Raw genomic sequence first — 20,017 nt, 5'->3', positions numbered from 1 at the left:
CGCGGCGGTGCGGTCATCCGGGCTTCGGCTTCGGCTTCGGCTTCGGCTTCGGCTTCGGCTTCGGCTTCGGCTTCGGCCCGGGCGTCCCACGGCCGCGGCTCAGCGCGCGGCGGTGCGGTCATCCGGGCTTCGGCTTCGGCTTCGGCTTCGGCTTCGGCCCGGGCGTCCCACGGCCGCGGCTCAGCGCGCGGCGGTGCGGTCATCCGGGCTTCGGCTTCGGCTTCGGCTTCGGCTTCGGCCCGGGCGTCCCACGGCCGCGGCTCAGCGCGCGGCGGTGCGGTCATCCGGGCTTCGGTTTCGGCTTCGGCCCGGGCGTCCCACGGCCGCGGCTCAGCGCGCGGCGGCCCGCTCGTAGGCCCGGTTGGCCAGCGGGATCACGACGATCAGCAGGGCCACCACCATGATCAGCGAGGCCATCACCGGATGCCGCAGCGGGAACGCGGGATCGGCGCCGTTCCCCGTGGGGTTGCCCCACAGCTCACGCATCCCGGTGGTCAGGGTGGTCACCGGGTTCCACTCGGCCACCGGACGCACCCAGCCCGGCAGGTTCTGGGCCGGGTAGAAGGTCGCCGACAGGAAGGTGAGCGGCATGGTGATCACCATGGCCACCGAGTTGACCGCCTGGGGATCGCGCAGCAGCAGCCCGATGAGCGCGCCGAGCCACGCCGTGGCGTAACCGAGCAGCAGCAACAGCCCGAAGCCCGCGAGGGCCTTGAGCGGCCCGCCGTGGATGCGCCAGCCGATGAGCAGGCCGACGGAGAGCATCGCGGTGCAGGAGATCGCGTTGAGCAGCACATCGGAGAGGGTCCGGCCGAGCAGCACCGAGCCCCTGCTCATCGGCAGTGAACGGAACCGGTCCACCAGGCCGTTGGAGAGGTCCTCGGCCACCCCCACACCGGTGTTGATGACGCCGGCCAGCATCATCTGGGTGAAGATGCCCGCCATGATGTACTCGTGGTAGTCGCCCTCCGGCACGCTCATCGAACTGCCGAAGAGGTAGCCGAAGAGGAACACGAACATGATCGGCATCAGGGTGATGCTGAGGATCCGCTGCGGTGCCCGCTTCAGATGCCGTATGTGGCGGCCCGCCAGTGCGAGCGCGTCGCTCAGGACATAGGTGCTCATCGGCTCGTCGCCTCCAATTCGGCCTCGGGTCCGGCTCCTTCGGCCTCGGGTCCGGCTCCGGTCAGCTCCAGGAACACGTCGTCCAGCGAGGGGCGCCGCACGAGGAAGTCGACCACCTCCACCGAGGCCCCCTGGAGCTCCGCCGCCGCCGCGGAGACACCGGCTATACCGGTCTCCAGCGCGATCGACACCCGCATCCCGCTGTCGTCGACGACCGGCGGGGCGGAGCCCCGCGCGGAGATCCGGGCCAGCGCGACGCGGGCGGCCTCCACCATCTCGGTGGTCCGTACGGTGATCTCCAGCCGCTCGCCGCCGACCTTCCGCTTCAGTTCGTCGGGCGTGCCCTCCGCCGCCACCAGCCCCTTGTCGATCAGCGCGATACGGTCGGCGAGCTGGTCGGCCTCCTCCAGGTACTGGGTGGTCAGCAGCACGGTGACCCCCTCGGCGACCTGCTTGCGCACCATGTCCCACAGCGCGTTCCGGCTGACCGGGTCCAGACCCGTGGACGGCTCGTCCAGGAAGATCACCGGCGGGCTCCCGGTCAGGCTGGCGCCCAGGTCCAGCCTGCGGCGCATACCGCCCGAGTAGGTCTTGACGACCCGGTCGGCGGCATCGGTGAGGTCGAACATCTCCAGCACCTCGTCCGCGCGGGCACGGGCCCGCTTGCGGCCCATGTGCAGCAGCGTTCCCATCAGCACCAGGTTCTCGCGGCCGGTCAACTCACCGTCCAGCGCGGCGTACTGACCCGTCAGCCCGATGCTGCGGCGCACCTCGTGCGCCTGGCTCAGCACGTCGTAGCCCGCCACCGTCGCGGTGCCCTCATCGGGCTTGATCAGCGTCGACAGCGTCCGCACCGTGGTCGTCTTGCCGGCGCCGTTGGGGCCCAGGAGCCCGTAGACCGTGCCCGCCTCGACGGACAGGTCGATGCCGCCCAGCACCTCGTTGTCGCCGTAGCGCTTCCGCAGACCCGCCGCGGAGATTGCGATATCCATCAGACTCCTCATCATCGGCCGGTACGCCGGTCCGGTCCGCCTGGCTCAGCCGAGCCGGACCGGCAGTGACTCCAGCCCCCGGGTCAGGTTCACCTCGCGGCGCAACTCCTCCGGCGCCACGGCGAGTTCGATCCGCGGGAAGCGGTCGAGCAGCGCGCCCACGGCGATCTCGGCCTGCAGCCGGGCGAGGGGCGCGCCCATGCAGTGGTGAATGCCGTGGCCGAACGCCAGATGCCCACCGGTCTCCCGGCGGATGTCGAACCGCTCGGGGTCCTCGAAGCGTTCGGGGTCGTGATTGGCCGCGCCGAGCGAGACGATGACGAACTCGTCGGCCGGGACGCGGACACCGGCGATCTCCACCGGTTCCGTGGTCACCGAGAGCGTGCTCAGGTGCAGCGAGTTGTCGTAGCGGCAGAACTCCTCGACCGCGCCCCGCAGCAGCGACCGGTCCGCGCGCAGGGCGGCGAGCTGGTCCGGGTGGCGCAGCAGGGCGAGCGTCCCGTTGCCGATCAGATGCGCGGTGGTCTCGTAACCGGCCACCAGGAGCTGGAAGACCATCGACACCAGCTCGTTCTCGCTGAGCCGGTCCTCGTCGTCCCGCGCCTGGATCAGCCCGCTGATCAGGTCGTCGGCCGGGGCCGCCCGCTTGGCGGCGATCAGCCCGGTGAGGTACTCCGCCATCTGGTCGGCGATGCGGTGCATCTCCTGCGGCTGGACGGCCACGGTCAGCGCGTTGGACCACGCTCCGAAGGCGGCCTGGTCGGCCTCGGGGACGCCGATCATCTCGGAGATCACGGTGAGCGGCAGCGGGAAGGCGAACACCTTCAGCAGATCCACCTCGCCCTGCCCCGCGATGTCGTCGAGCAGGGCACCGACCGTGTGCTCGATCCGCGGCCGGAGCGCCTGGATCTGCCGTGCGGTGAACGCCTTGGCCACCAGCTTGCGCAGCCGGGTGTGGTGGGGCGGGTCCATGCCCAGCATGTGCTCCACCAGCATCCGCCGGCCGGGCGACTTCGCGGCGGGCTGCTCGACGGGGTCGACGCCCGCGTGCTCGGCGGCCAGCCGGGCACAGCGCTCGGGGTCCTTGTGCAGCTTCGGATCGGTCAGCGCGGCGCGCGCCGCCTCATGGCGGAGCACCAGCGACATCGGTGCCCCGCCGAGCACGACCCGCGCCACCGGGGTCCGCTCGCGGAGCCGGGCGTACACCGGGTACGGGTCGCGGATGAAGTCCTCACCCAGCACCTCCGGCGCCCGGCTGGTCTCCTCGGCCATGTGTCCGGTCCTCTCGGTCGGCCCGTGCCGCGTGTCGCGGACGCAGGGTGGATGAACGACGTCTCCGTGAACGACGCCTCCGTCAACGACGTCTCCTGAACGACGTCTCCGACCCGTTGATAGCAGGCTTTTCCGCCCTTCCCCGGCGCACTTCGAGGATTTCTATCGAGCTCCCACGGAGCGTGTTCGAAAGCCGTTCATCCCCTCCCTCTCGGTCATCCGGACGGAGGAGGGAGCGAAGGGGGGCTCCACCCGACGGCGTGTGGGTTTGCCTCCGTGGGAGGAGTCGCGTGCGGGATGCCGTATGCCATCCTCCTGGCAGCGATCCAGCAACGGACGCAAGTTTCCCGGTGTTTCCTGGAGGGCCCCGTGTCCGGAATCCTTACCACCGTTTCCCGTGGCTATCGAAAGCTGCACGGCACTCCCGCCGAAGGGGTGCCCCTCTGGGCCCGGCGTGCGGCCTTTCTGATCCCGTTGGCCGTGCTGCCCTCGGGGCTGTGGCGCATCGCCCAGGTCACCTTCGGTGTTCCGCTCACCAAGAACGTGGACATCGGCAAGGGACAGTTGCCGGGCTGGCTGCCGCTGGAGATCTACGTCGTCATCCTGTCCATCATCGCCGAGGGGCTGGCCTTCCTCGCCGTGGGGCTGGTCTCCACCTGGGGCGAGTTGTGGCCGCGCTGGGTTCCCTTCCTCGCCGGGAAACCCGTACGGCCGCTGTCCGCGATCATTCCCGCCGCGCTCGGGGCGGTGGTCCTCACCGTCACCTGGACCACGACCCTCGTCCTCTCGCTGCGGGGGCGCGCCCTGGACGGCCGGCAGTTCGGGGACGGCGGCTGGCGCGGATCGCTCATCCATGACGTCGGCGAACTCGGCTGGCGGGCCTGGGTGTTCGTCACCGCCTATCTGCCGCTGCTCGCCTGGGGGCCGCTGCTGGCCGCCGTCACCTACGCTTACGCGGTGCGCCGCAAAGCGTTCAAATGAAGAGAATCGAATAAGCCATTGCCAGGGTCCGCCGACCGTCTTCACGGTCACCGCCGACCGCCCGAAAAGAGGCGATTGACGCGGTCGGCGGACCTTCTTGGCGCTACGCACTCGGCCGCCTTCCGCGAAAATGCCGCACCCGTCTCTTTTCGTCTATAGAAGAATTCTTGGCGGCCCATGGCACGGCTTCCCCGTCCCGGTACCGTGCGATTCCACGAGTTGCACACACACATGTGTGGCGAGGCAATCGTCGGATGGGGAGCATCGTGACCGCGCATGACGTCGAGTACATCGAGATCTACACCAGCGATCAGCGGAAAACCACGGACTATTTCGTGTCCGGTATGGGTTTTCAGGAAGAGGCCCGGTGCCGGACCGGCGCGCTGGAATCGATCCTGCTCCGCCAAAAGGAAATCCAGCTCGTCATCACCTCGGGACCGGGCACGGCCGACTTCCTCGCCGAACACGGTGACGGCATCGCCGACATCGCCTTCGCCTGCGAGGACCCCCTCGCGGCCCACCGGGGCGCCCTGGCCGCCGGCGCCCGCGATCTGACCTCCGGCAACCCGGCCGGCCCCGCCGTCTCCGGCTTCGGCGCCGTCCGCCACACCCTCCTCAAGCGCTCCGCGGACCAACCGCACGGGCGGCCCCCGGGCCGGGACTGGGTCACCTCGCCGGAGGGCGCCGCCCGGACCGGCACCGCGACCGAACTGCGGCTGCTCGACCACATCGCGGTCTGTCTCGACGCCGGCACCCTGCATGACACGGTCCGGTACTACATCGACGGATTCGGCTTCGAGCAGTACTCCAGCGAGTATGTCGCCGTCGGCGAGCAGGCCATGGACTCCATCGTGGTGCGCAGCCCCTCGTCCGGGATCACCTTCACCATCATCGAGCCCGACTCCACCAAGAAGCCGGGCCAGATCGACGAATTCCTGGAGCGGAACGGCGGCCCGGGGGTGCAGCACCTGGCGTTCCTCGTGGACGAGATCATCCCGGCCGTCGTCGAGTTCGAGACCCGGGGCATCGAGTTCCTGCAGACCCCCGGCACCTACTACGACGCCCTCGCCGAGCGGATAGACAACCTCGACGAGACCATCACCGATCTGCGCAAGACCAATGTGCTCGCCGACCGCGACGAGTGGGGCTACCTGCTGCAGCTCTTCACCCGCTCGCCCTACGAGCGGCGCACGCTGTTCTTCGAACTCATCCAGCGCCACGGGGCCCAGGGCTTCGGAAGCTCCAACATCCGCGCGCTGTACGAGGCGGTCGAGCGCGCCCGGGCGGCCAACTCGTGACCGGCCGCACGGCCCCCTCCGGCGTCTCCCGGCCGCCGCTGTCCCTCGATGAGTACGCCGAGCGGGCCCGCGCCCGACTGGACCCGGCGGTCTGGGACTTCATCGAGGGCGGGGCCGGGGAGGAGCGGACGCTCGCCGCCAACCGGGCGGCGTTCGACCGCATCCGGCTCAGCCCCCGGGTCCTGACCGGGGCGGGCGAGTGCGACCCGTCCACCACGGTCCTGGGACGGCGGTGGGGGGCGCCGGTGGCCGTGGCCCCCATGGCCTACCACACGCTGATGCACCCCGACGGCGAGACGGCCACCGCGCGGGCCGCGGGCGCGGCCGGCCTCCCGCTCGTGGTGAGCACCTTCGCCGGGCGGACCTATCGGGAGATCGCCGCGGCCACCACCTCGCCCCTGTGGCTCCAGGTCTACTGCTTCCGCGACCGGGCCACGACCCGGCGGCTCATCGAACACGCGGCGGCCGCCGGGATCGAGGCGCTGGTCCTGACCGCCGACACCCCGCGGCTCGGCCGCCGACTGCGCGACCTGCGCAACGACTTCCGGCTGCCGCCGCACATCGCGCCCGCCAACCTGCCAGCGGACGAGGCCGATTACTCGTCCCCGTCCGAGCACGGCCGAACCGGCCTCGACCCCTCGCTCGACTGGTCGGTCATCGCCTGGCTGCGCTCGGTCAGCGGGCTGCCCGTACTGGTCAAGGGCGTCATGACCGCCGAGGACGCCCGGCGCGCGATCGCCGCCGGCGTGGACGGCATCGTGGTCTCCAACCACGGCGGACGGCAGCTGGACGGGGCACCCGCCACCCTGGACGTGCTCGCCCCGATCGCCGCCGCCGTGGACGGCCGCTGCGCCCTGCTCCTGGACGGCGGCGTCCGCCGCGGCCGGGACGTCCTCGGCGCCCTCGCCCTGGGGGCGGACGCCGTGCTGCTGGGCCGCCCGGTGCTGCACGGACTGGCCGTGGCGGGCGGGAACGGCGCGGCGGGCGTCCTCGGCCTGGTCCTGGACGAGCTGTCGGAGGCCATGACGCTGACCGGCACCGCCACCGTCGCCGACGCGGACGCCTCGCTGCTGGCCGGAGTGGCGGACACCACCCCGGCAAGGCTGCACAAAGAGAACCCGCACCGCAGCGTGACGAACACCTCGCCGCCGACCGCATCCCCCGACGCGATCACGGCAACGGCAACGGCAACGGCAACGGAAGAGAATCTGCACCGCAGCGTGGCAGACACCCCGACCACACCCCACGTCACCGCCACGCTGCACAAAGAGAATCTGCACCGCAGCGTGGCAGACACCCCGACCACACCCCACGTCACCGCCACGCTGCACAAAGAGAATCTGCACCGCAGCGTGTCCGACCCGGTGCTGGACACCATGAACTTCCTGAACGAGATCACCGGCCGCTTCCCGGACGTGGTCTCCTTCGCCCCCGGAAGGCCGTACGAGGAGTTCTTCGACAAGGACGAGATCCTCGATCACATCCGGCGCTATCTCGACCACTTGGCCGCGGGCGGTGCCTCGGACGAGGCCATCCGCACCGCGCTGTACCAGTACGGCCCGACCGCCGGGCAGATCCGCGGACTGATCTCCGACTCGCTCCGCGCCGACGAGGGCATCGACGCCGCGCCGGGCGCGATCGTGGTGACGGTGGGCGCCCAGGAGGGGATGCTGCTGGCCCTGCGCGCGCTCTTCGCGGACCCCGGGGACGTCCTGCTGGTCGCCAGCCCCTGCTACGTGGGCATCACCGGAGCCGCCAGTCTGCTGGGGGTGCCCGTGCACCCCGTCGAGGAGCGGGCCGACGGTCTCGACGTGGCCGATGTGGAGGCCGCCGTCCTGGCCGAGCGGACCCGGGGCCGCCGCCCGCGCGCCTTCTACGTGGTGCCGGACCATTCGAACCCGTCGGGCAACACCATGTCCCGGCGCGCCCGCGAGGAGTTGCTGGAGCTGGCGGCCCGGCACGATCTGCTCATCCTCGAGGACAGCCCGTACCGACTGGTCAGCCCGGGCGTCCAGCTGCCCACCCTGAAGTCGATGGACCACGCCCGGCGGGTGATCCACCTCGGGTCGTACTCGAAGTCGGTCTTCCCCAGCGCCCGCGTCGGATTCGTCGTCGCGGACCAGCCCGTGCGGGATCCGTCGGGGGCCGAGAGCCTGCTCGCCGACGAACTCGCCAAGATCAAGAGCATGGTGACGGTGAACACCCCGGCGCTGAGCCAGGCGGCCGTCGCCGGTGCCCTGCTGGCCTGCGACGGCCGGCTCACCGAACGCAACGCGGTGCCCGCCAAGCACTACGGCGAGGCGCTCCGCGTCACCCTCGAGCAACTGGACCGCCACTTCCCCGAAGACGTCCGCGACCGGCTCGGCATCGGCTGGAACCGGCCCAGCGGCGGCTTCTTCCTCACCGTCCGGGTTCCGTTCCCCGCCGACAACGCCGCGCTGCTGCGCTCGGCCGAGGACCACGGCGTCATCTGGACGCCGATGGCCTACTTCTACCCGGGCCCCGGCGGCGAACGGTCCATCCGGCTCTCCTTCAGCTATCTGAGCCCCGCGGAGATCGAGGACGGCATCGCACGGCTCGCCGCCTTCCTCCGGGCGGAGATCGAGCGCCCCGGCGCCACCGGACCCACATCGGGACGTGACACATGAGAACCGCCGTCGTCGTCGGAACCGGGCTGATCGGGACGTCCATCGCCCTCGCCCTGAGCCGCTGGGGCGTCCTGGTGTACCTGGACGACGCCGACACCACGGCCGCCAGGACCGCCGAGGCCCTGGGGGCGGGCTCGCTGGAGATGCCCGCCGGGCAAGTGGACCTCGCCGTCCTCGCGGTGCCGCCCGCGAGCATCGGCACCGTGCTCGCCCGCTGCCAGCGGGACGGGCTGGCACACACCTACACCGATGTGGCCAGCGTCAAGGTGCGGCCGCACGAGGAGGTCCGCGCGGCCGGTGGCGATCCGTCCCGCTACATCGGCGGACATCCGCTGGCCGGCGCCGAGCGCTCCGGTCCGCTCGCGGCCCGCGCCGACCTCTTCGAGGGGCGCCCCTGGGTGCTGACCCCCTCGCCCGTCACCGACCGCTCGGCGCTCAACCGGGGCCTGGAGCTGGTCTCGCTGTGCGGTGGCGTCCCCGTCCTGATGGACACCGACGCCCATGACCGCGCCGTCGCCCTGACCTCGCACGCACCGCATCTGGTCGCGTCGATGATGGCGGCCCGGCTGGAGCACGCCGAGACCGAGCACATCCGGGTGTCGGGACAGGGGCTGCGGGACGTCACCCGCATCGCGGCGGGCGAACCCGCCCTGTGGAGCGACATCCTGACCGCGAACGCCGACGCGGTGGCCGACGTCCTCGACGACTACGCCAAGGACCTGGAGCAACTGATCGCCGCCCTGCGGGCGCTGCCCGGCGCGGAGTCCGACGGGCGGCGGCAGGCCGCCGCCGACCTCCAGGAGCTGCTGCGGCGCGGCAACCGGGGCCACGCCCGGGTACCGCACAAACAGCGTTCGCGGCCCGCCGAGTACGTGGCGATCCCGGTGGCCGTCCCGGACCAGCCCGGAGCGCTGGCCCGGCTGTTCTCCACCGTCGGCGAGGCCGGGGTCAACATCGAGGACGTGCGCATCGAGCACTCCCTCGACCAGCCGCGCGGCCTGGTCGAACTGCTCGTGGAGTCGACCTCCGTCGCGGGCCTGCGGCGGGTGCTGGACGCCAACGGCTGGACCATGCGGGAGAAGCCACTGCTGGTCGGCGACGCCTGAGGAATCCGGACCGGCTCCGCTGCTTTCCCCTCCCCGCCCCTTCCCGCAGCATGCATGTGCGGCTCCGCCGCATGTCGATGCTTCGGGAAGGGGCGGGAGGGGGCTGTGTCGATATGCGGCTCCGCCGCGTGGCCCGCCGCAGGCGTCAAGATCCGCCGGGCACCCCTCAGAACGTGTCGTGGGTGTTCGGCCGGCGTATCGCGGTGTAGAGGGCGCGCAGCATGAGGATCGCGCTGACCGCGAGCATCTGATAGCCGAGCAGCGGGAACAGCTCCACCTCCGCGGTGACCCGGGGCCCGCGCCCGGTGCCGAACACCACCAGGACCACCCCCATCAGCCCCGTACAGGCCCCCAGCAGCGTGACCGTCATCTGGTGGATCAGCCCGGAGACGAAGCGCCGCTCCCGCTCGTCGGCGAGCACCCGCACCCGGACCGTGAACCGCCCCTCCTCCAGCGACGCGCCGATCCGCTCCGCCCTCCGGGGCAGCCGCCGCAGCATCGGCAGCGCGGACAGGAACTCATGGGTCGCGCTCCGCGCCAGGGACGAGAACCCGGACGCGAGCCCGCCCTCCTCCTCGCTCCCGGCACCCGTGGCGCGGAACCGCAGCCGGTCGGTGAGGAGGTCCACGGCGATCGCCCGGGCCTCGTCGATCATGTTGAAGTCGGGGGTGATCCGGCCCAGGGTGCCCTCGATGGTCGCCAGGGCCCGGAAGACGGCGGCCACCTCCGGCGGCACGGCGAGACCGAACCGGGCGAGCAGCTGGAACAGCGCGGTGAACATCTCGGTGTCCGGCCGCGCCCCCGCCCCCAGGTGCTGGGCCATGAACTGCCCCAGCTCACGCTCCAGCAGCAGCGAGTTGAGCATCAGGTCCTCGCTCCTGGTGGCCCGCGTGCCGAGCAGGGCCATCAGCGCGTCATGCAGACCGGCCCGGTCGCCGCGGTCGACGGCCACCAGCATCTCCTGGAGGGCATGGCGTACGGACGGGTCGATACGGCCCACCGAGCCGAAGTCGAGCAGGCCTATCCGCCCGTCGTCGAGCAGCAGCACATTGCCCGGATGCGGATCGGCGTGGAACACCCCCGCCTTCAGGATCTGGTGGAGCATGGCGGCGAAGGCGGTCCTGGCGATCCGGTGGCGGTCCAGCCCCTTGCGGTCCGCGACGGTCGCCGCCCGCTCGAAGGTGACCCCCTCCAGCCACTCCTGGACCAGCACCCTGGCCGTGGTGAACTCCTCGTACACCCGGGGTACGCGCACCTGGGCGTCCGCCTCGTACCCGCCGCAGGACGCCGCCACCACCGCGGCGTTGTTGGCCTCGATCCGGAAGTCCAGCTCCTCCCGCACCGATGTGGAGAAACCGTCACCCAGATCCCGCAGCCCCATCGCGTGGGAGGACCGGGACCGCTGCTGGAGGCCGCGGGTGACCGCGATGACGATGTCCAGGTCGCGCTCGACCATCTCGCGGATCCCCGGGCGCTGGACCTTCACCACGACCACCGGACCTCCGCGCAGCTTGGCGCGGTGGACCTGGGCGATCGAGGCGGCCGCCAGCGGGACCTGCTCGATCCACTCGAAGGCGTCGTCCACCGGCCTGCCCAGCTCCGCGCGCAGCAGCGCCGCCACGTCCCCCCACGGCGCGGGCGCCACATCGCTCTGCAGCCGGCTGAGTTCGTCGATGAAGTGCGAGGGCAGCAGATCGCGCCGGGTGGACAGCAGCTGGCCCAGTTTGATGAAGGCCCCGCCGCACTCCTCCAGCGCCAGCCGCAGCCCCCTGGCCATCCGCTCGCCGAACTCGCCCGGCCGCAGGGCCCGTTCCAGACTGTGCCGGCTGCGCAGCGGACGGCTCAGCCCATGGCGCATGAAGATCCGGCTGATCTGCGAATAGCGGCGGGTGCGTCGCAGCCGGCTGCGCATCGCGCGCCACAGCCGCATGGGCAGCGCCCAGCTGCCGCGCGGCAGGAAGACCTCGGCCAGCACCAGGGTGGCCATCGCGGCGAGGACGGACACCCCGACCTGCACGCCGTACAGCACGCCCATGCTCTGCTGGTCGTGCATGGTCGGTTTGAAGACGAGCATCGCGCCCAGCCCGACCAGACCGGCGCCGAGGGCGCGCAGCGGGCCCACCCGGATGCCGAGCAGCCGACCGGAGATCGCCGAGACGCCGAAGACGAAGACGCCCAGCGACGACACGGCGATCAGCACGATCAGCAACCCGAAGGACAGGTCGTCGATGCTGGTGGCAGCCAGCCAGGTCATGGCACGTTCCCCCGGGTGCGATGAACAGTGCGTCAACAGTAGTCCGGATCGTCCCCCTCGGACCGCGCTGCCCGCATGTCACGCAGCAACCTGCCAGACGAACACCACGGGGCCCGACGTCGGAATGTCGGGCCCCGTGGCAGGGGAGGGCGTGGCGGGCGTCAGCCCATCGCCTCGATCAGGCTCTTGGGCCGCATGTCGGTCCAGTTCTCGTTGATGTAGTCCAGGCACGCCTGGCGGTTGTCCTGGCCATGGACGACGGTCCAGCCCGCGGGCACCTCCGCGAAGGCCGGCCACAGCGAGTGCTGCCGCTCGTCGTTGACCAGCACGTAGTAGCTGCCGTTCTCGTCCTCGAAGGGGTTGCTCATGGCGTGATCGCCTTTCTGACGCGTCTGTCGGGTCTACTGGATCTGTCTGGTCTGTTCGGTCTGTCCGGTCTTCGCGAGCGGGTCCGGTCAGCCGCAGCCACCGGCGTGGCCGGCGTCACCGGCCGGGACGAGCAGGGCGGGCTCGATCCCGCGGTCGTTCTCCCGCTGTTCCATGGCGGCGGCCCGGGTCTTGGCACGGACGCTCGCGACGAAGCCCGAGAGCCGGTCCAGTCCCCAGAACTTGTCGTGCCGGTGGATGAAGAACGGCACGCCGAACACTCCGTCGCGGTCCACCGCCCGCAGCGCCTCGATGCCCCGCCGACGGATCCCCGGATCGTCGACCGCACCGGCCAACGCGTCGGGGTCGAGGCCGAGTTCATGGCCGATCGCGGCCATGGTGGCACGTTCCGAGATGTCGATGCCGTTCTCCCAGCGGGCCCGGTACACGGCGTCGATGAAGTCCCGCCCGCGGCCGGCGTCCTCGGCGACCAGATAGGCGAGATGGGAAACATCCCAGTTGGGAGCGGTGTCGATCGGCCAGACCACCGACAGACCGCGCTCGACGGTCGCCCGCTTGACGTCCTGGAGGATGTAGAAGTGCTTCTCCTTCGACATCGCCACGTAAGGGAGCTGGATCCCGGCATCGGCCAGCATGCGCTCGCTCACCTCGTCCGGCTCCCAGTACGGGCGCCATTCGATCGCGTCCGCCACATCGGGCGCGTTCTCGGTGAGTTCACGGTAGGCGAGCCAGGAATAGGGGCTGCGGAGTGAGAAATACCAGCGCGGTGGTTTGACGGCCAACGAATCCTCCTGGGTTCGGGGCGAAGCTAGATGGTGATGCCGCCGTCGATCTGGACGACGGAGCCCGTGACATAGGCCGCACGGTCCGAGACGAGGTACGAGACGAGATCGGCGACCTCATCGGCCCGCCCCAGCCGCCCGAGCGGCACCGACTCCAGCGCCTTGTCCTTCACCTGGCCGGTGAGCACGGAGGTCATATCGGTGTCGATGAACCCCGGGGCGACGACATTGGCCCGGATTCCGTACCGCCCGACCTCCTTGGCCAGGGCCCGGGAGAACCCGATGATCCCGGCCTTGGAGGCCGAGTAGTTGGACTGGGTGGCGTTGCCGTACACACCGGCGACCGAGGAGATATTGACGATCACCCCGCTCTTCCGCTTCATCATGCCGAACACCACGGAGCGGCAGACGTGGTAGACCCCGTCGAGGTTGACGTCCAGCACGTCATGCCATTCGTCGTCCTTCATCAGCAGCAGGGGATTGTCACGGGTGATACCGGCGGCGGTCACGGCCACGTCGATCGGGCCCAGCGTCTGCTCGGTCTCCGCGACCAGCGCACGCACCGCCTCGGCGTCACGGACCTCGACCTTGCGGCTGAGTACCCGGGCCCCGGTCTCCGTGACCTCTTTCTCCAGCTCCAGGGCGGCCGCCTCGTTCGACTGGTAGCAGAAGGCGACATCGAAGCCGTCCCGTGCCAGACGCACCACCGTCGCCCGGCCGATTCCCCGTGAACCGCCGGTGACCAGCGCCACCCGGGATGCGTTCTCTGCCATTGGTTCTCCAAAGCGATTCGGCCGGCCGCGTGGGACCGGATGTCTGTTGCCGGGGGTCAGGCGAGGGCGGGGGCGGGGTCCCCGGGCCGCAGTTCCCCGGCCGGGCGGAAGGCCAGCACCGCGAGGCCGACGGTCAGAGCGGGCTCACCGGCCACCGTGGAACCGCCCTCGATGATCACGGTGTCGTCCACCACCCGGGTGATGGACGCCCGGTGTTCCAGTACGTCCCCCGGCAGCACCGGCCGGTGGTACTCGACCCCGGACACGCTTCCGAAGAGCATCACCTGGCCCTCGAGCACATCGGGATCCGGTGAATCCCAGGTGGCCAGCAGCCCGGCCGACTGGCACCAGGACTCCAGCAGCAGCACCCGCGGATAGGCGTAGGACTCCGCCGCCGCGTCCGGTCCGAGCCCCTGGTACCAGGGCTCATTGCAGGTCACGGCCTTCACGGCGGTCACCCGCTGCCCCGGGACCACTTCGGTCACCCGGTCCAGCAGCAGCATCGGGAACCGGTGCGGCAGCACCTTCCTGATCTCGAACTGACCGATCATCACGCCTCCTCGCCCGTGAACCGCAGTCTGACCTGGGCGGCGGCACCGCGCTCGGTGGGCTCCTCCTCGCCCGTGAACCGCAGTCTGACCTGGGCGGCGGCACCGCGCTCGGTGGGCTCCTCCTCGCCCGTGAACCGCAGTCTGACCTGGGCGGCGGCACCGCGCTCGGTGGGCTCCTCCTCGCCCGTGAACCGCAGTCTGACCTGGGCGGCGGCACCGCGCTCGGTGGCCACCTTGGCGGCGCACCGCCATGCCCCGGACCCACCGGTCCACACCAGGTCCACCTCCAGCCGGTCGCCCGGGAAGACCGGCCTGAGGAACCGCGTGCTCTCCACCGCCACCAGTTCCAGACCGGCCGTACCCGGCGGAGGGGTCCGCAGACCGCTGAGGTGCACGCACTCGATCACGCAGACCCCGGGGAAGATGGGGAAGCCCGGGTAGTGCCCGGGGAAGACCGCCTCGTCCTCGCCCACCGTGACGGCCGTCACCGCGCGCACCTTGCCCCGGCTGTCGGCGGCGGCCGGACGGATGACCTCCACCCGCGCGGCGATCGGACTGCTCGGCCGGGTACTCATCGCGGACCGGCCAGGCGCAGCAGGGCGCAGCCGACCGCGCCGTCACGGTCGACGGAGGTCACCAGCGCCACCCGGCCGGCGGCCTCGGGGGTGGTTTCGGCGTGCACCAGCACCCCGGCGATCTGGAACGCCGCCGCCGCGGCCCCGGTGTCCCCGATGAGCGCGGCCTGAGTGAGGTGGACGGGGTCCGCTCCCTCGGCGGCCTCCGCCACGGCGGCCCGCTCCTGCTCCCCGGACGGGCCGGGCGCCTCACTGGTGGAGACCGCCCAGATCTCCTCCGGGCGCACCCCCGCGCGGTCCAGGGCCCGGCGCAGACAGGACGCCAGCGCGGGGCGGACCCCGCCGTCCAGGGCGATGCCCATCTCCACCGCGAGGATCTCCGCCAGCACCGGCTGCTCGGCGTCGTCCCGCGCGCCGGGGCCGCGCTGTTCCACCAGCAGCAGTCCGCAGCCCTCACCGGGCAGTTGCGCGGGTCCCTCGGTGCCCGGCCGGTGTGCGTGCCGCTCCAGCCAGGAGCGGGCGTGCGAGAACTCCTCGACCGCACCGCACAGCACGGTCCTGGCCCGGCCGAAGGTGAGCAGCCGGCGCGCGTAGTTGAGGGCGTAAAGACCCGCCGCGTGGCCACCGGCGATCGTGGTGTTCGGCCCCTTGAGCTGGTGCCAGATCGCGCTCTGCCCCGCGGCGCAGTTCATGACGGCGTTGGGGAAGCGCGCCGGGTCCACCAGATACGGCTTCTCCCCGGTGAGCGAGTCCCGGGTGAAGTCCATCTGGCTCTGCACACTGCCGGTGGTGGTGCCCAGGACGAGGGCGGCGTCCTCGCCGGTGGCCACCCACCGGTTGCGCGGCGCGTCGTCGAGCAGCCGGGCGACCGTGGTGACCGCGAGGCCGGTCACCCGGTCCATGGAGCGGACCCCCTTCTTCCCGAGCACCGTGCGCAGGTCGAAGTCGGGCACCAGACAGGCGCGGTCCCCGGCCGCCTGCCACCGCTCGTCGTCGAGCCCGGCCGCCGCGGGCCGGCGTTCCCTGATCCCCTCGGTGAAGGCCGCGCGGCCGATCCCGAAGGGCGATACCGCCGACCAGGCCGTGATGACCGGTCGATTCACAAGAGCTGTGCCGCCACTCATGTCTGCTCCGTCGGTCGATTCACACGAACTGTGCCGCCAGTCATGTCTGCTCCCCGTCGCTCCGTCGCCGTCGTCGGTCAGGATTCGCCGCGCAGCGCCTTGGAGACGCGCTCGTCGAAGTTGATCAGGTTCCAGTCCCGCCGGTTCTCGATCAGGGCGTAGCCATGGATGACCTTGCCGGTCGCGGTCGGCACCAGCCTGCCGTCGCGCACCACATAGCAGTCCATGCGGGAGGTGTAGGTGAAGTCCTTGAAGACGTTCTCGACGGTGTAGACCGTGTAGAGGTCCTCCTCCATCAGCGCCTCGTCCAGGATCTGGATCCTGGAGTGCGGGCAGGCGGGGATCCACCGGCGCTCGTCCAGCAGGGTCTTCACCGAGATGCCCCGGTCGGCGAGGAAGAGGTCCACGACCTCCTCCATCTGCCGCAGATAGCTGGACATCTGGAGCCGCTCCGAGAAGTGGCAGTACGGGTAGGGGATCCGCCACTTCCAGCCGAACGCGTTCTTCCCCGAGGTCAGCAGGTCGAGCACCGGGTCGGGGCCGGAGGTGCCGCGGCCGGCCGACAGCGAGGTGGTGACGGCCGTGAGGTCGGCGCCGGTCAGCTCCGGCGGTTCGGGGGCGACGGCGCCGGGGGTGCTCAGCCGGTCGGTGACGAACCGGGCGAGCTCGGCGGGCGGTTCACCGGCCGCCTCGACATAGCTGTCCGAGCGCAGCACCACCTTGGCGTTGGCGCCCACCACCTTGGTGTCCGCGCCGTCCCGGTCGGCGTGCAGGGACACCGTGAAGGAGATGAAGGAGTCGTCGTCCCCGGCCGTCGGCACCACCCGCGCCTGGACCGTCTCGTCCATGTAGAGGGCGTGCAGGATCCGGGTGTCGAGGTCGACGATGTCCACGCCGAGGCCGGATTCCGCGTACAGCGCCCGCGCCGGCAGGTCCGCATCGGCGAAGTGGCAGAGGATGGCCTCCTCGACCAGGTAGTTGATGTGCTTGAACCCGATCCAGGTGCAGATGTTGGAGCCCTCGTACCGGGTGCGCAGCGACGCGGTCGTCTCGCTGGTGAGCAGCCTCTTGACGGCGCCTTCGGCCACTGTGGTCATCGATCGTGCTCCCATGGGAATCCGGGGCCGGGACCGCCGTGCGGACGGACGGCCGAACAGGTGCTGACGAAGCGGTCGAGCAGGGCGGCGAACTGCCGGGCCCGCTCGATCATCAGGAAGTGCCCGCAGTCGGGCAGCAGGCGGAACTCGGCGTCCGGGAGGCCGTCCGCGAGCGCGCGGCCCTCGGCCGGCGGCGCGGCGAAGTCGTCCGCACCGGCGAGGACGAGGCACGGCACGGTGAACCCTCCCAGCCGCAGGGCGGGGGTGCGCAGATAGATCTCGAAGAACCGCATCCAGCCGTAGGGGCCGACCCAGTCCCGGATGCGTTCCGCGAGGTGGTGGCGGGCCGCCCGGGGGACCCGGTCCCCGGCGTGCACCCGGATGCCCTCGGCGATCAGCGGGGCCATGTTGTCCACGGAGTGCGCCAGGCTCGCCCAGTCGAACTCCTCGGCCGTGCGCCGGTAGAACGGGGCCACCAGCACCAGGCCGTGGATACCGAACTCGGCGAACGGGTCCAGGCCCTCCTCGATCCGGCGGCCCAGGAACTCCATCAGGACGTTCGCGCCCATCGAGTGGGCGACCACCACGGCGGCGCCGCCCGGCACCGCGCGCAGGGCGTCGCCCAGGTACGGCACGAGATCGCCACGGGCGCTCCACCCGGCGACGCTCCGGCCCCGCCAGGGCAGGTCGGCGGCCCACATCTCGGGCCCGCCGGACCGCCGGCCGTGCTCGACGCAGGCGTCCCACACCGTGCTGCTGTTGGACAGTCCGTGCAGGAAGAGCACCCGGCCCCGCCCGGGGTCGCCCGGGGCACGCCGGGTCACGACCACGGGGCTCTCCTTGTCGCCCCGCGCGGACGCCTCGGCGGGCCCACCGTCCTCCTGGGCGAGTCCCCGCACGAGGCGGTCACCGGCGGACATCAGGCCGCTGCCCGCCCGCGCAGCGCGATGCCCGCACTGGCGTCGTCGGCGTCGGTGCCCGCCGTGGCGTACACCGGACCGGCTCCGCCCCGGGCGAACCAGCCGACGGCCGCGGCGCACTGGAGCACTCCCAGCGCGCCCGAGCCCAGGCCGAAGACCTCACCCAGGTCGTGCCGGGGGACGCCCTCCAGCAGGGTGTCCGGCACGGCGGCCGCCCGCCGTTCGGGCAATTGCCACAGCGCCGGCCGGTCGCCGGTTGTCTCGGCCAGCCGTTCCAGAGTGCGGCCCAGTCCGGCGCCCCGGACGTAGTCGCCGAGAACGGCGGGCGCGCTCGCTCCCCGTTCGGCGGCCGATTCCTCGCTCTCCACCACCAGCGCCGCCGCCCCGTCGATGGTCCGCGATCCGCCGGTGAAGGCGCGCACGGACTCGTTGTCGGGTTCGACGCCGAGGACCAGCGCCCGGGAGGCCCGGCCGCCGCGGATCAGCGTGGCCGCCCAGTGGACGGCGTCCAGCCCGGAGGTGGCGCCGTTGCACAGCATCAGGTTGGGGCCGCGCAGCCCGAAGCGGATGGCGACGGAGGAGGCGATGACATTGCTCGAGGCGTTCGGCAGGTCCATGGCGCTGCCCGCCGCCGCCGTGTGCTCGGCGATGGTGTCGATCGCCCGGCAGATGGTGTCGAGATTGCCGTAGTTGGAGCTCGCGACCATCGCGACGCTTCCGCCGGGGACGCGCAGGCCACCGTCGTCCAGCAGACCGGCGTTCCGCAGGGCCGCGTCGGCCGCGCAGTAGGCGAGTTGGGTGGCCCGGTCCTTGTACCGCAGGCCCTTCCGGCCGACCAGGTCCTTCGGCTCGACCGGCACGGCGCCCGCCGCCGGTGCCATCAGCTCCGGTGCCGACCTCGCGCGGGGCAGCACCACGCCGACCCCGCTCACCACCACGGTCATCGGGCCGCCTCCAGGATCGCGACGGCGTTGATGCCGCCGAAGCCGAATGCGTTCAACTGCGCCACGGTCAGCGGCCGGTGCGCCGCCTCGCCGGTGACGAAGCGGAATCCGGCCGCCTCGTCCACCGGGTCGTCCAGGCCCACGGTCGGCGGCACCCGCCCCTCGGCGAGGCAGCGAAGGGTGACCACCAGGTTGAGCAGCCCGGAGGCGCCGGAGGTGTGCCCGGTCATCGACTTGGTGGCGGTCACCAGGGGCTTGTCCCGGTCCGGCCCGAAGACGTCCGCGAGCGCGGTCGCCTCCGCCTCGTCGTTGAGCAGCGTCCCGGTGCCGTGCACCATCAACAGGTCGATGTCCGCGGGCTTCACCCCGCCCCGGGTGTGCGCCTCCCTGATCGCCTCGGCGATACCGGCCGGGTCGGGCGCCGTCACATGGAAGGCGTCGCAGTTGACCGCGACGTCCCGGACCAGGCCGTGCACCGGACGTCCGCCGGGGACCCGGGTGAGCACGACCGCCGCCGCGCCCTCGCCCATCAGGACGCCGTCCCGGTCGCGGTCGAACGGCCGCACCCGGGTCGGGGGCACCGGCTGTACCCGCTCCAGCAGGCCGTACATGGTCTCGGTGAGCACATCGACCCCGGCCACGACCACCGTGTCCGCCCCCTGCGCCAGCAGGTCCACGCCCAGCGCCAGGGCGTACAGCCCGGCCGAGCACGCGTTGGACAGGGTGTGGGTGTCATCGGCCCGGAACGCCTCGCGCAGCGCGGTGCCGAAGTGGAGTTCGGAGGCCGGGAATTCGGCGCCCTGGGTGCGCCACAGCTCCACCGAGCGCAGCTCGCGCAGCCCGGTGCCGACCAGGACCGGCACCCCGCTCAGATCGCTGTCGTCGAGGCCCGCGTCACGGACCGCCTGGCCGACCGCGTCCAGCAGCAGTCCGGTCGCCCGCCGGGTGACGTCCACCCCGGGTGCGGGGCGGTTGTCCACCTCGTACGCGTGGCGGGCCGTGTGCCGGGAGTGGTCGAAGCCGCGCAGCTCGGCCACTCCGGAGCGGCCGGCGCACAGGTTGCGGAAGAGCTCGTCGACATCCCCGCCCAGCCCGGCCACGGCACCCATACCGGTCACCGCCCAACTCATGCGGGCACCCCGACCGCCCAACCCGATCCCGGCCCCCGTGCTGGTCACCGCCCGACTC

18 protein-coding genes are annotated in these 20,017 nt (G+C 71.6%); 4 read left to right on the top strand and 14 right to left on the bottom strand.

From position 1 onward, the window contains the following. Window positions 1–330: 330 nt before the first annotated feature. The 3 genes from LIV37_RS28045 to LIV37_RS28035 are packed head-to-tail and all read right to left on the bottom strand — an operon-like array spanning window position 331 to window position 3,389. Complete coding sequence (locus tag LIV37_RS28045) at window positions 331–1,125, bottom strand: ABC transporter permease (protein ID WP_020870460.1); 795 nt, start codon at window positions 1,123–1,125, stop codon at window positions 331–333. Then, a complete protein-coding gene (locus tag LIV37_RS28040; RefSeq protein ID WP_020870459.1) occupies window positions 1,122–2,117 on the bottom strand; it encodes an ATP-binding cassette domain-containing protein in 996 nt (331 codons plus the stop codon). The genes LIV37_RS28045 and LIV37_RS28040 overlap by 4 nt, the downstream gene beginning before the upstream one ends. A 45-nt stretch (window positions 2,118–2,162) precedes the next feature. Continuing rightward, the gene (locus LIV37_RS28035) at window positions 2,163–3,389 is read right to left on the bottom strand and encodes a cytochrome P450 family protein (RefSeq protein ID WP_020870458.1); all 1,227 of its coding nucleotides are present in this window, start codon (window positions 3,387–3,389) and stop codon (window positions 2,163–2,165) included. Window positions 3,390–3,758: 369 nt separating this feature from the next. Between LIV37_RS28035 and LIV37_RS28030 the strand changes: the two genes are divergently transcribed. The 4 genes from LIV37_RS28030 to LIV37_RS28015 all read left to right on the top strand — a co-directional run bounded on the left by LIV37_RS28030 (window position 3,759) and on the right by LIV37_RS28015 (window position 9,422). Beyond that, window positions 3,759–4,370, top strand: a complete 612-nt coding sequence (locus LIV37_RS28030; RefSeq protein ID WP_121824422.1) for a hypothetical protein — start codon at window positions 3,759–3,761, stop codon at window positions 4,368–4,370. A gap of 266 nt (window positions 4,371–4,636) precedes the next feature. Beyond that, window positions 4,637–5,668, top strand: coding sequence for a 4-hydroxyphenylpyruvate dioxygenase (gene hppD, locus LIV37_RS28025; RefSeq protein ID WP_167525789.1), 1,032 nt, complete (start codon window positions 4,637–4,639; stop codon window positions 5,666–5,668). Then, window positions 5,665–8,316: an aminotransferase class I/II-fold pyridoxal phosphate-dependent enzyme gene (locus LIV37_RS28020; RefSeq protein ID WP_020870455.1), complete on the top strand. Its 2,652-nt coding sequence runs from the start codon at window positions 5,665–5,667 to the stop codon at window positions 8,314–8,316. The genes hppD and LIV37_RS28020 overlap by 4 nt, the downstream gene beginning before the upstream one ends. Then, a complete protein-coding gene (locus LIV37_RS28015; protein ID WP_020870454.1) occupies window positions 8,313–9,422 on the top strand; it encodes a prephenate dehydrogenase in 1,110 nt (369 codons plus the stop codon). Before LIV37_RS28020 ends, LIV37_RS28015 begins: the two co-directional genes overlap by 4 nt. Before the next feature lie 166 nt (window positions 9,423–9,588). Here the strand turns inward: LIV37_RS28015 and LIV37_RS28010 are convergent, their stop codons facing one another. The 11 genes from LIV37_RS28010 to LIV37_RS27960 form a co-directional block, all read right to left on the bottom strand. Next, window positions 9,589–11,676: an ABC1 kinase family protein gene (locus LIV37_RS28010; protein WP_020870453.1), complete on the bottom strand. Its 2,088-nt coding sequence runs from the start codon at window positions 11,674–11,676 to the stop codon at window positions 9,589–9,591. Between the two features lie 161 nt (window positions 11,677–11,837). Then, window positions 11,838–12,044 carry an MbtH family protein gene (locus LIV37_RS28005; RefSeq protein WP_014061551.1) on the bottom strand — a complete coding sequence of 69 codons (207 nt, stop codon included), beginning with the start codon at window positions 12,042–12,044 and terminating at the stop codon, window positions 11,838–11,840. A gap of 87 nt (window positions 12,045–12,131) precedes the next feature. Further along, on the bottom strand, window positions 12,132–12,845 hold the full coding sequence (locus LIV37_RS28000; protein WP_020870452.1) for a 2-hydroxychromene-2-carboxylate isomerase: 714 nt from the start codon (window positions 12,843–12,845) through the stop codon (window positions 12,132–12,134). Window positions 12,846–12,871: 26 nt separating this feature from the next. Next, window positions 12,872–13,618 (bottom strand): 3-oxoacyl-[acyl-carrier-protein] reductase, encoded by a 747-nt coding sequence (gene fabG, locus LIV37_RS27995; protein ID WP_020870451.1) that lies wholly within the window; start codon window positions 13,616–13,618, stop codon window positions 12,872–12,874. Window positions 13,619–13,674: 56 nt separating this feature from the next. Continuing rightward, complete coding sequence (locus LIV37_RS27990; RefSeq protein WP_121824423.1) at window positions 13,675–14,169, bottom strand: 3-hydroxyacyl-ACP dehydratase FabZ family protein; 495 nt, start codon at window positions 14,167–14,169, stop codon at window positions 13,675–13,677. Then, the gene (locus LIV37_RS27985; protein WP_243146153.1) at window positions 14,169–14,744 is read right to left on the bottom strand and encodes a 3-hydroxyacyl-ACP dehydratase FabZ family protein; all 576 of its coding nucleotides are present in this window, start codon (window positions 14,742–14,744) and stop codon (window positions 14,169–14,171) included. Before LIV37_RS27985 ends, LIV37_RS27990 begins: the two co-directional genes overlap by 1 nt. Next, window positions 14,741–15,868 (bottom strand): beta-ketoacyl synthase N-terminal-like domain-containing protein, encoded by a 1,128-nt coding sequence (locus LIV37_RS27980; protein ID WP_121824424.1) that lies wholly within the window; start codon window positions 15,866–15,868, stop codon window positions 14,741–14,743. The genes LIV37_RS27985 and LIV37_RS27980 overlap by 4 nt, the downstream gene beginning before the upstream one ends. A 77-nt stretch (window positions 15,869–15,945) precedes the next feature. Then, window positions 15,946–16,965, bottom strand: a complete 1,020-nt coding sequence (locus LIV37_RS27975) for a hypothetical protein (RefSeq protein ID WP_020870448.1) — start codon at window positions 16,963–16,965, stop codon at window positions 15,946–15,948. Next, window positions 16,962–17,885 (bottom strand): alpha/beta fold hydrolase, encoded by a 924-nt coding sequence (locus tag LIV37_RS27970; RefSeq protein WP_020870447.1) that lies wholly within the window; start codon window positions 17,883–17,885, stop codon window positions 16,962–16,964. The genes LIV37_RS27975 and LIV37_RS27970 overlap by 4 nt, the downstream gene beginning before the upstream one ends. Next, complete coding sequence (locus LIV37_RS27965) at window positions 17,885–18,829, bottom strand: beta-ketoacyl synthase N-terminal-like domain-containing protein (RefSeq protein ID WP_020870446.1); 945 nt, start codon at window positions 18,827–18,829, stop codon at window positions 17,885–17,887. The genes LIV37_RS27970 and LIV37_RS27965 overlap by 1 nt, the downstream gene beginning before the upstream one ends. Beyond that, window positions 18,826–19,959 carry a beta-ketoacyl-[acyl-carrier-protein] synthase family protein gene (locus LIV37_RS27960; RefSeq protein WP_121825228.1) on the bottom strand — a complete coding sequence of 378 codons (1,134 nt, stop codon included), beginning with the start codon at window positions 19,957–19,959 and terminating at the stop codon, window positions 18,826–18,828. The genes LIV37_RS27965 and LIV37_RS27960 overlap by 4 nt, the downstream gene beginning before the upstream one ends. Window positions 19,960–20,017 lie beyond the last annotated feature (58 nt).

This window comes from Streptomyces rapamycinicus NRRL 5491, from assembly GCF_024298965.1.
Lineage (GTDB): Bacteria > Actinomycetota > Actinomycetes > Streptomycetales > Streptomycetaceae > Streptomyces > Streptomyces rapamycinicus.
The sequence above is the reverse complement of the archived record's forward strand: the minus strand, read 5'-3'. Positions and strand labels throughout refer to the sequence as shown.

Excerpts from the sequence above, each read along its gene's own strand:
- LIV37_RS28045 (WP_020870460.1), bottom strand. The coding sequence starts at position 1,125 with ATGAGCACCTATGTCCTGAGCGACGCGCTCGCACTGGCGGGCCGCCAC.
- LIV37_RS28040 (WP_020870459.1), bottom strand. The coding sequence starts at position 2,117 with ATGGATATCGCAATCTCCGCGGCGGGTCTGCGGAAGCGCTACGGCGAC.
- LIV37_RS28035 (WP_020870458.1), bottom strand. The coding sequence starts at position 3,389 with ATGGCCGAGGAGACCAGCCGGGCGCCGGAGGTGCTGGGTGAGGACTTC.
- LIV37_RS28015 (WP_020870454.1), top strand. The coding sequence starts at position 8,313 with ATGAGAACCGCCGTCGTCGTCGGAACCGGGCTGATCGGGACGTCCATC.
- LIV37_RS28010 (WP_020870453.1), bottom strand. The coding sequence starts at position 11,676 with ATGACCTGGCTGGCTGCCACCAGCATCGACGACCTGTCCTTCGGGTTG.
- LIV37_RS28005 (WP_014061551.1), bottom strand. The coding sequence starts at position 12,044 with ATGAGCAACCCCTTCGAGGACGAGAACGGCAGCTACTACGTGCTGGTC.
- fabG (WP_020870451.1), bottom strand. The coding sequence starts at position 13,618 with ATGGCAGAGAACGCATCCCGGGTGGCGCTGGTCACCGGCGGTTCACGG.
- LIV37_RS27990 (WP_121824423.1), bottom strand. The coding sequence starts at position 14,169 with ATGATCGGTCAGTTCGAGATCAGGAAGGTGCTGCCGCACCGGTTCCCG.
- LIV37_RS27985 (WP_243146153.1), bottom strand. The coding sequence starts at position 14,744 with ATGAGTACCCGGCCGAGCAGTCCGATCGCCGCGCGGGTGGAGGTCATC.
- LIV37_RS27980 (WP_121824424.1), bottom strand. The coding sequence starts at position 15,868 with ATGAGTGGCGGCACAGCTCTTGTGAATCGACCGGTCATCACGGCCTGG.
- LIV37_RS27975 (WP_020870448.1), bottom strand. The coding sequence starts at position 16,965 with ATGACCACAGTGGCCGAAGGCGCCGTCAAGAGGCTGCTCACCAGCGAG.
- LIV37_RS27970 (WP_020870447.1), bottom strand. The coding sequence starts at position 17,885 with ATGTCCGCCGGTGACCGCCTCGTGCGGGGACTCGCCCAGGAGGACGGT.
- LIV37_RS27965 (WP_020870446.1), bottom strand. The coding sequence starts at position 18,829 with ATGACCGTGGTGGTGAGCGGGGTCGGCGTGGTGCTGCCCCGCGCGAGG.
- LIV37_RS27960 (WP_121825228.1), bottom strand. The coding sequence starts at position 19,959 with ATGAGTTGGGCGGTGACCGGTATGGGTGCCGTGGCCGGGCTGGGCGGG.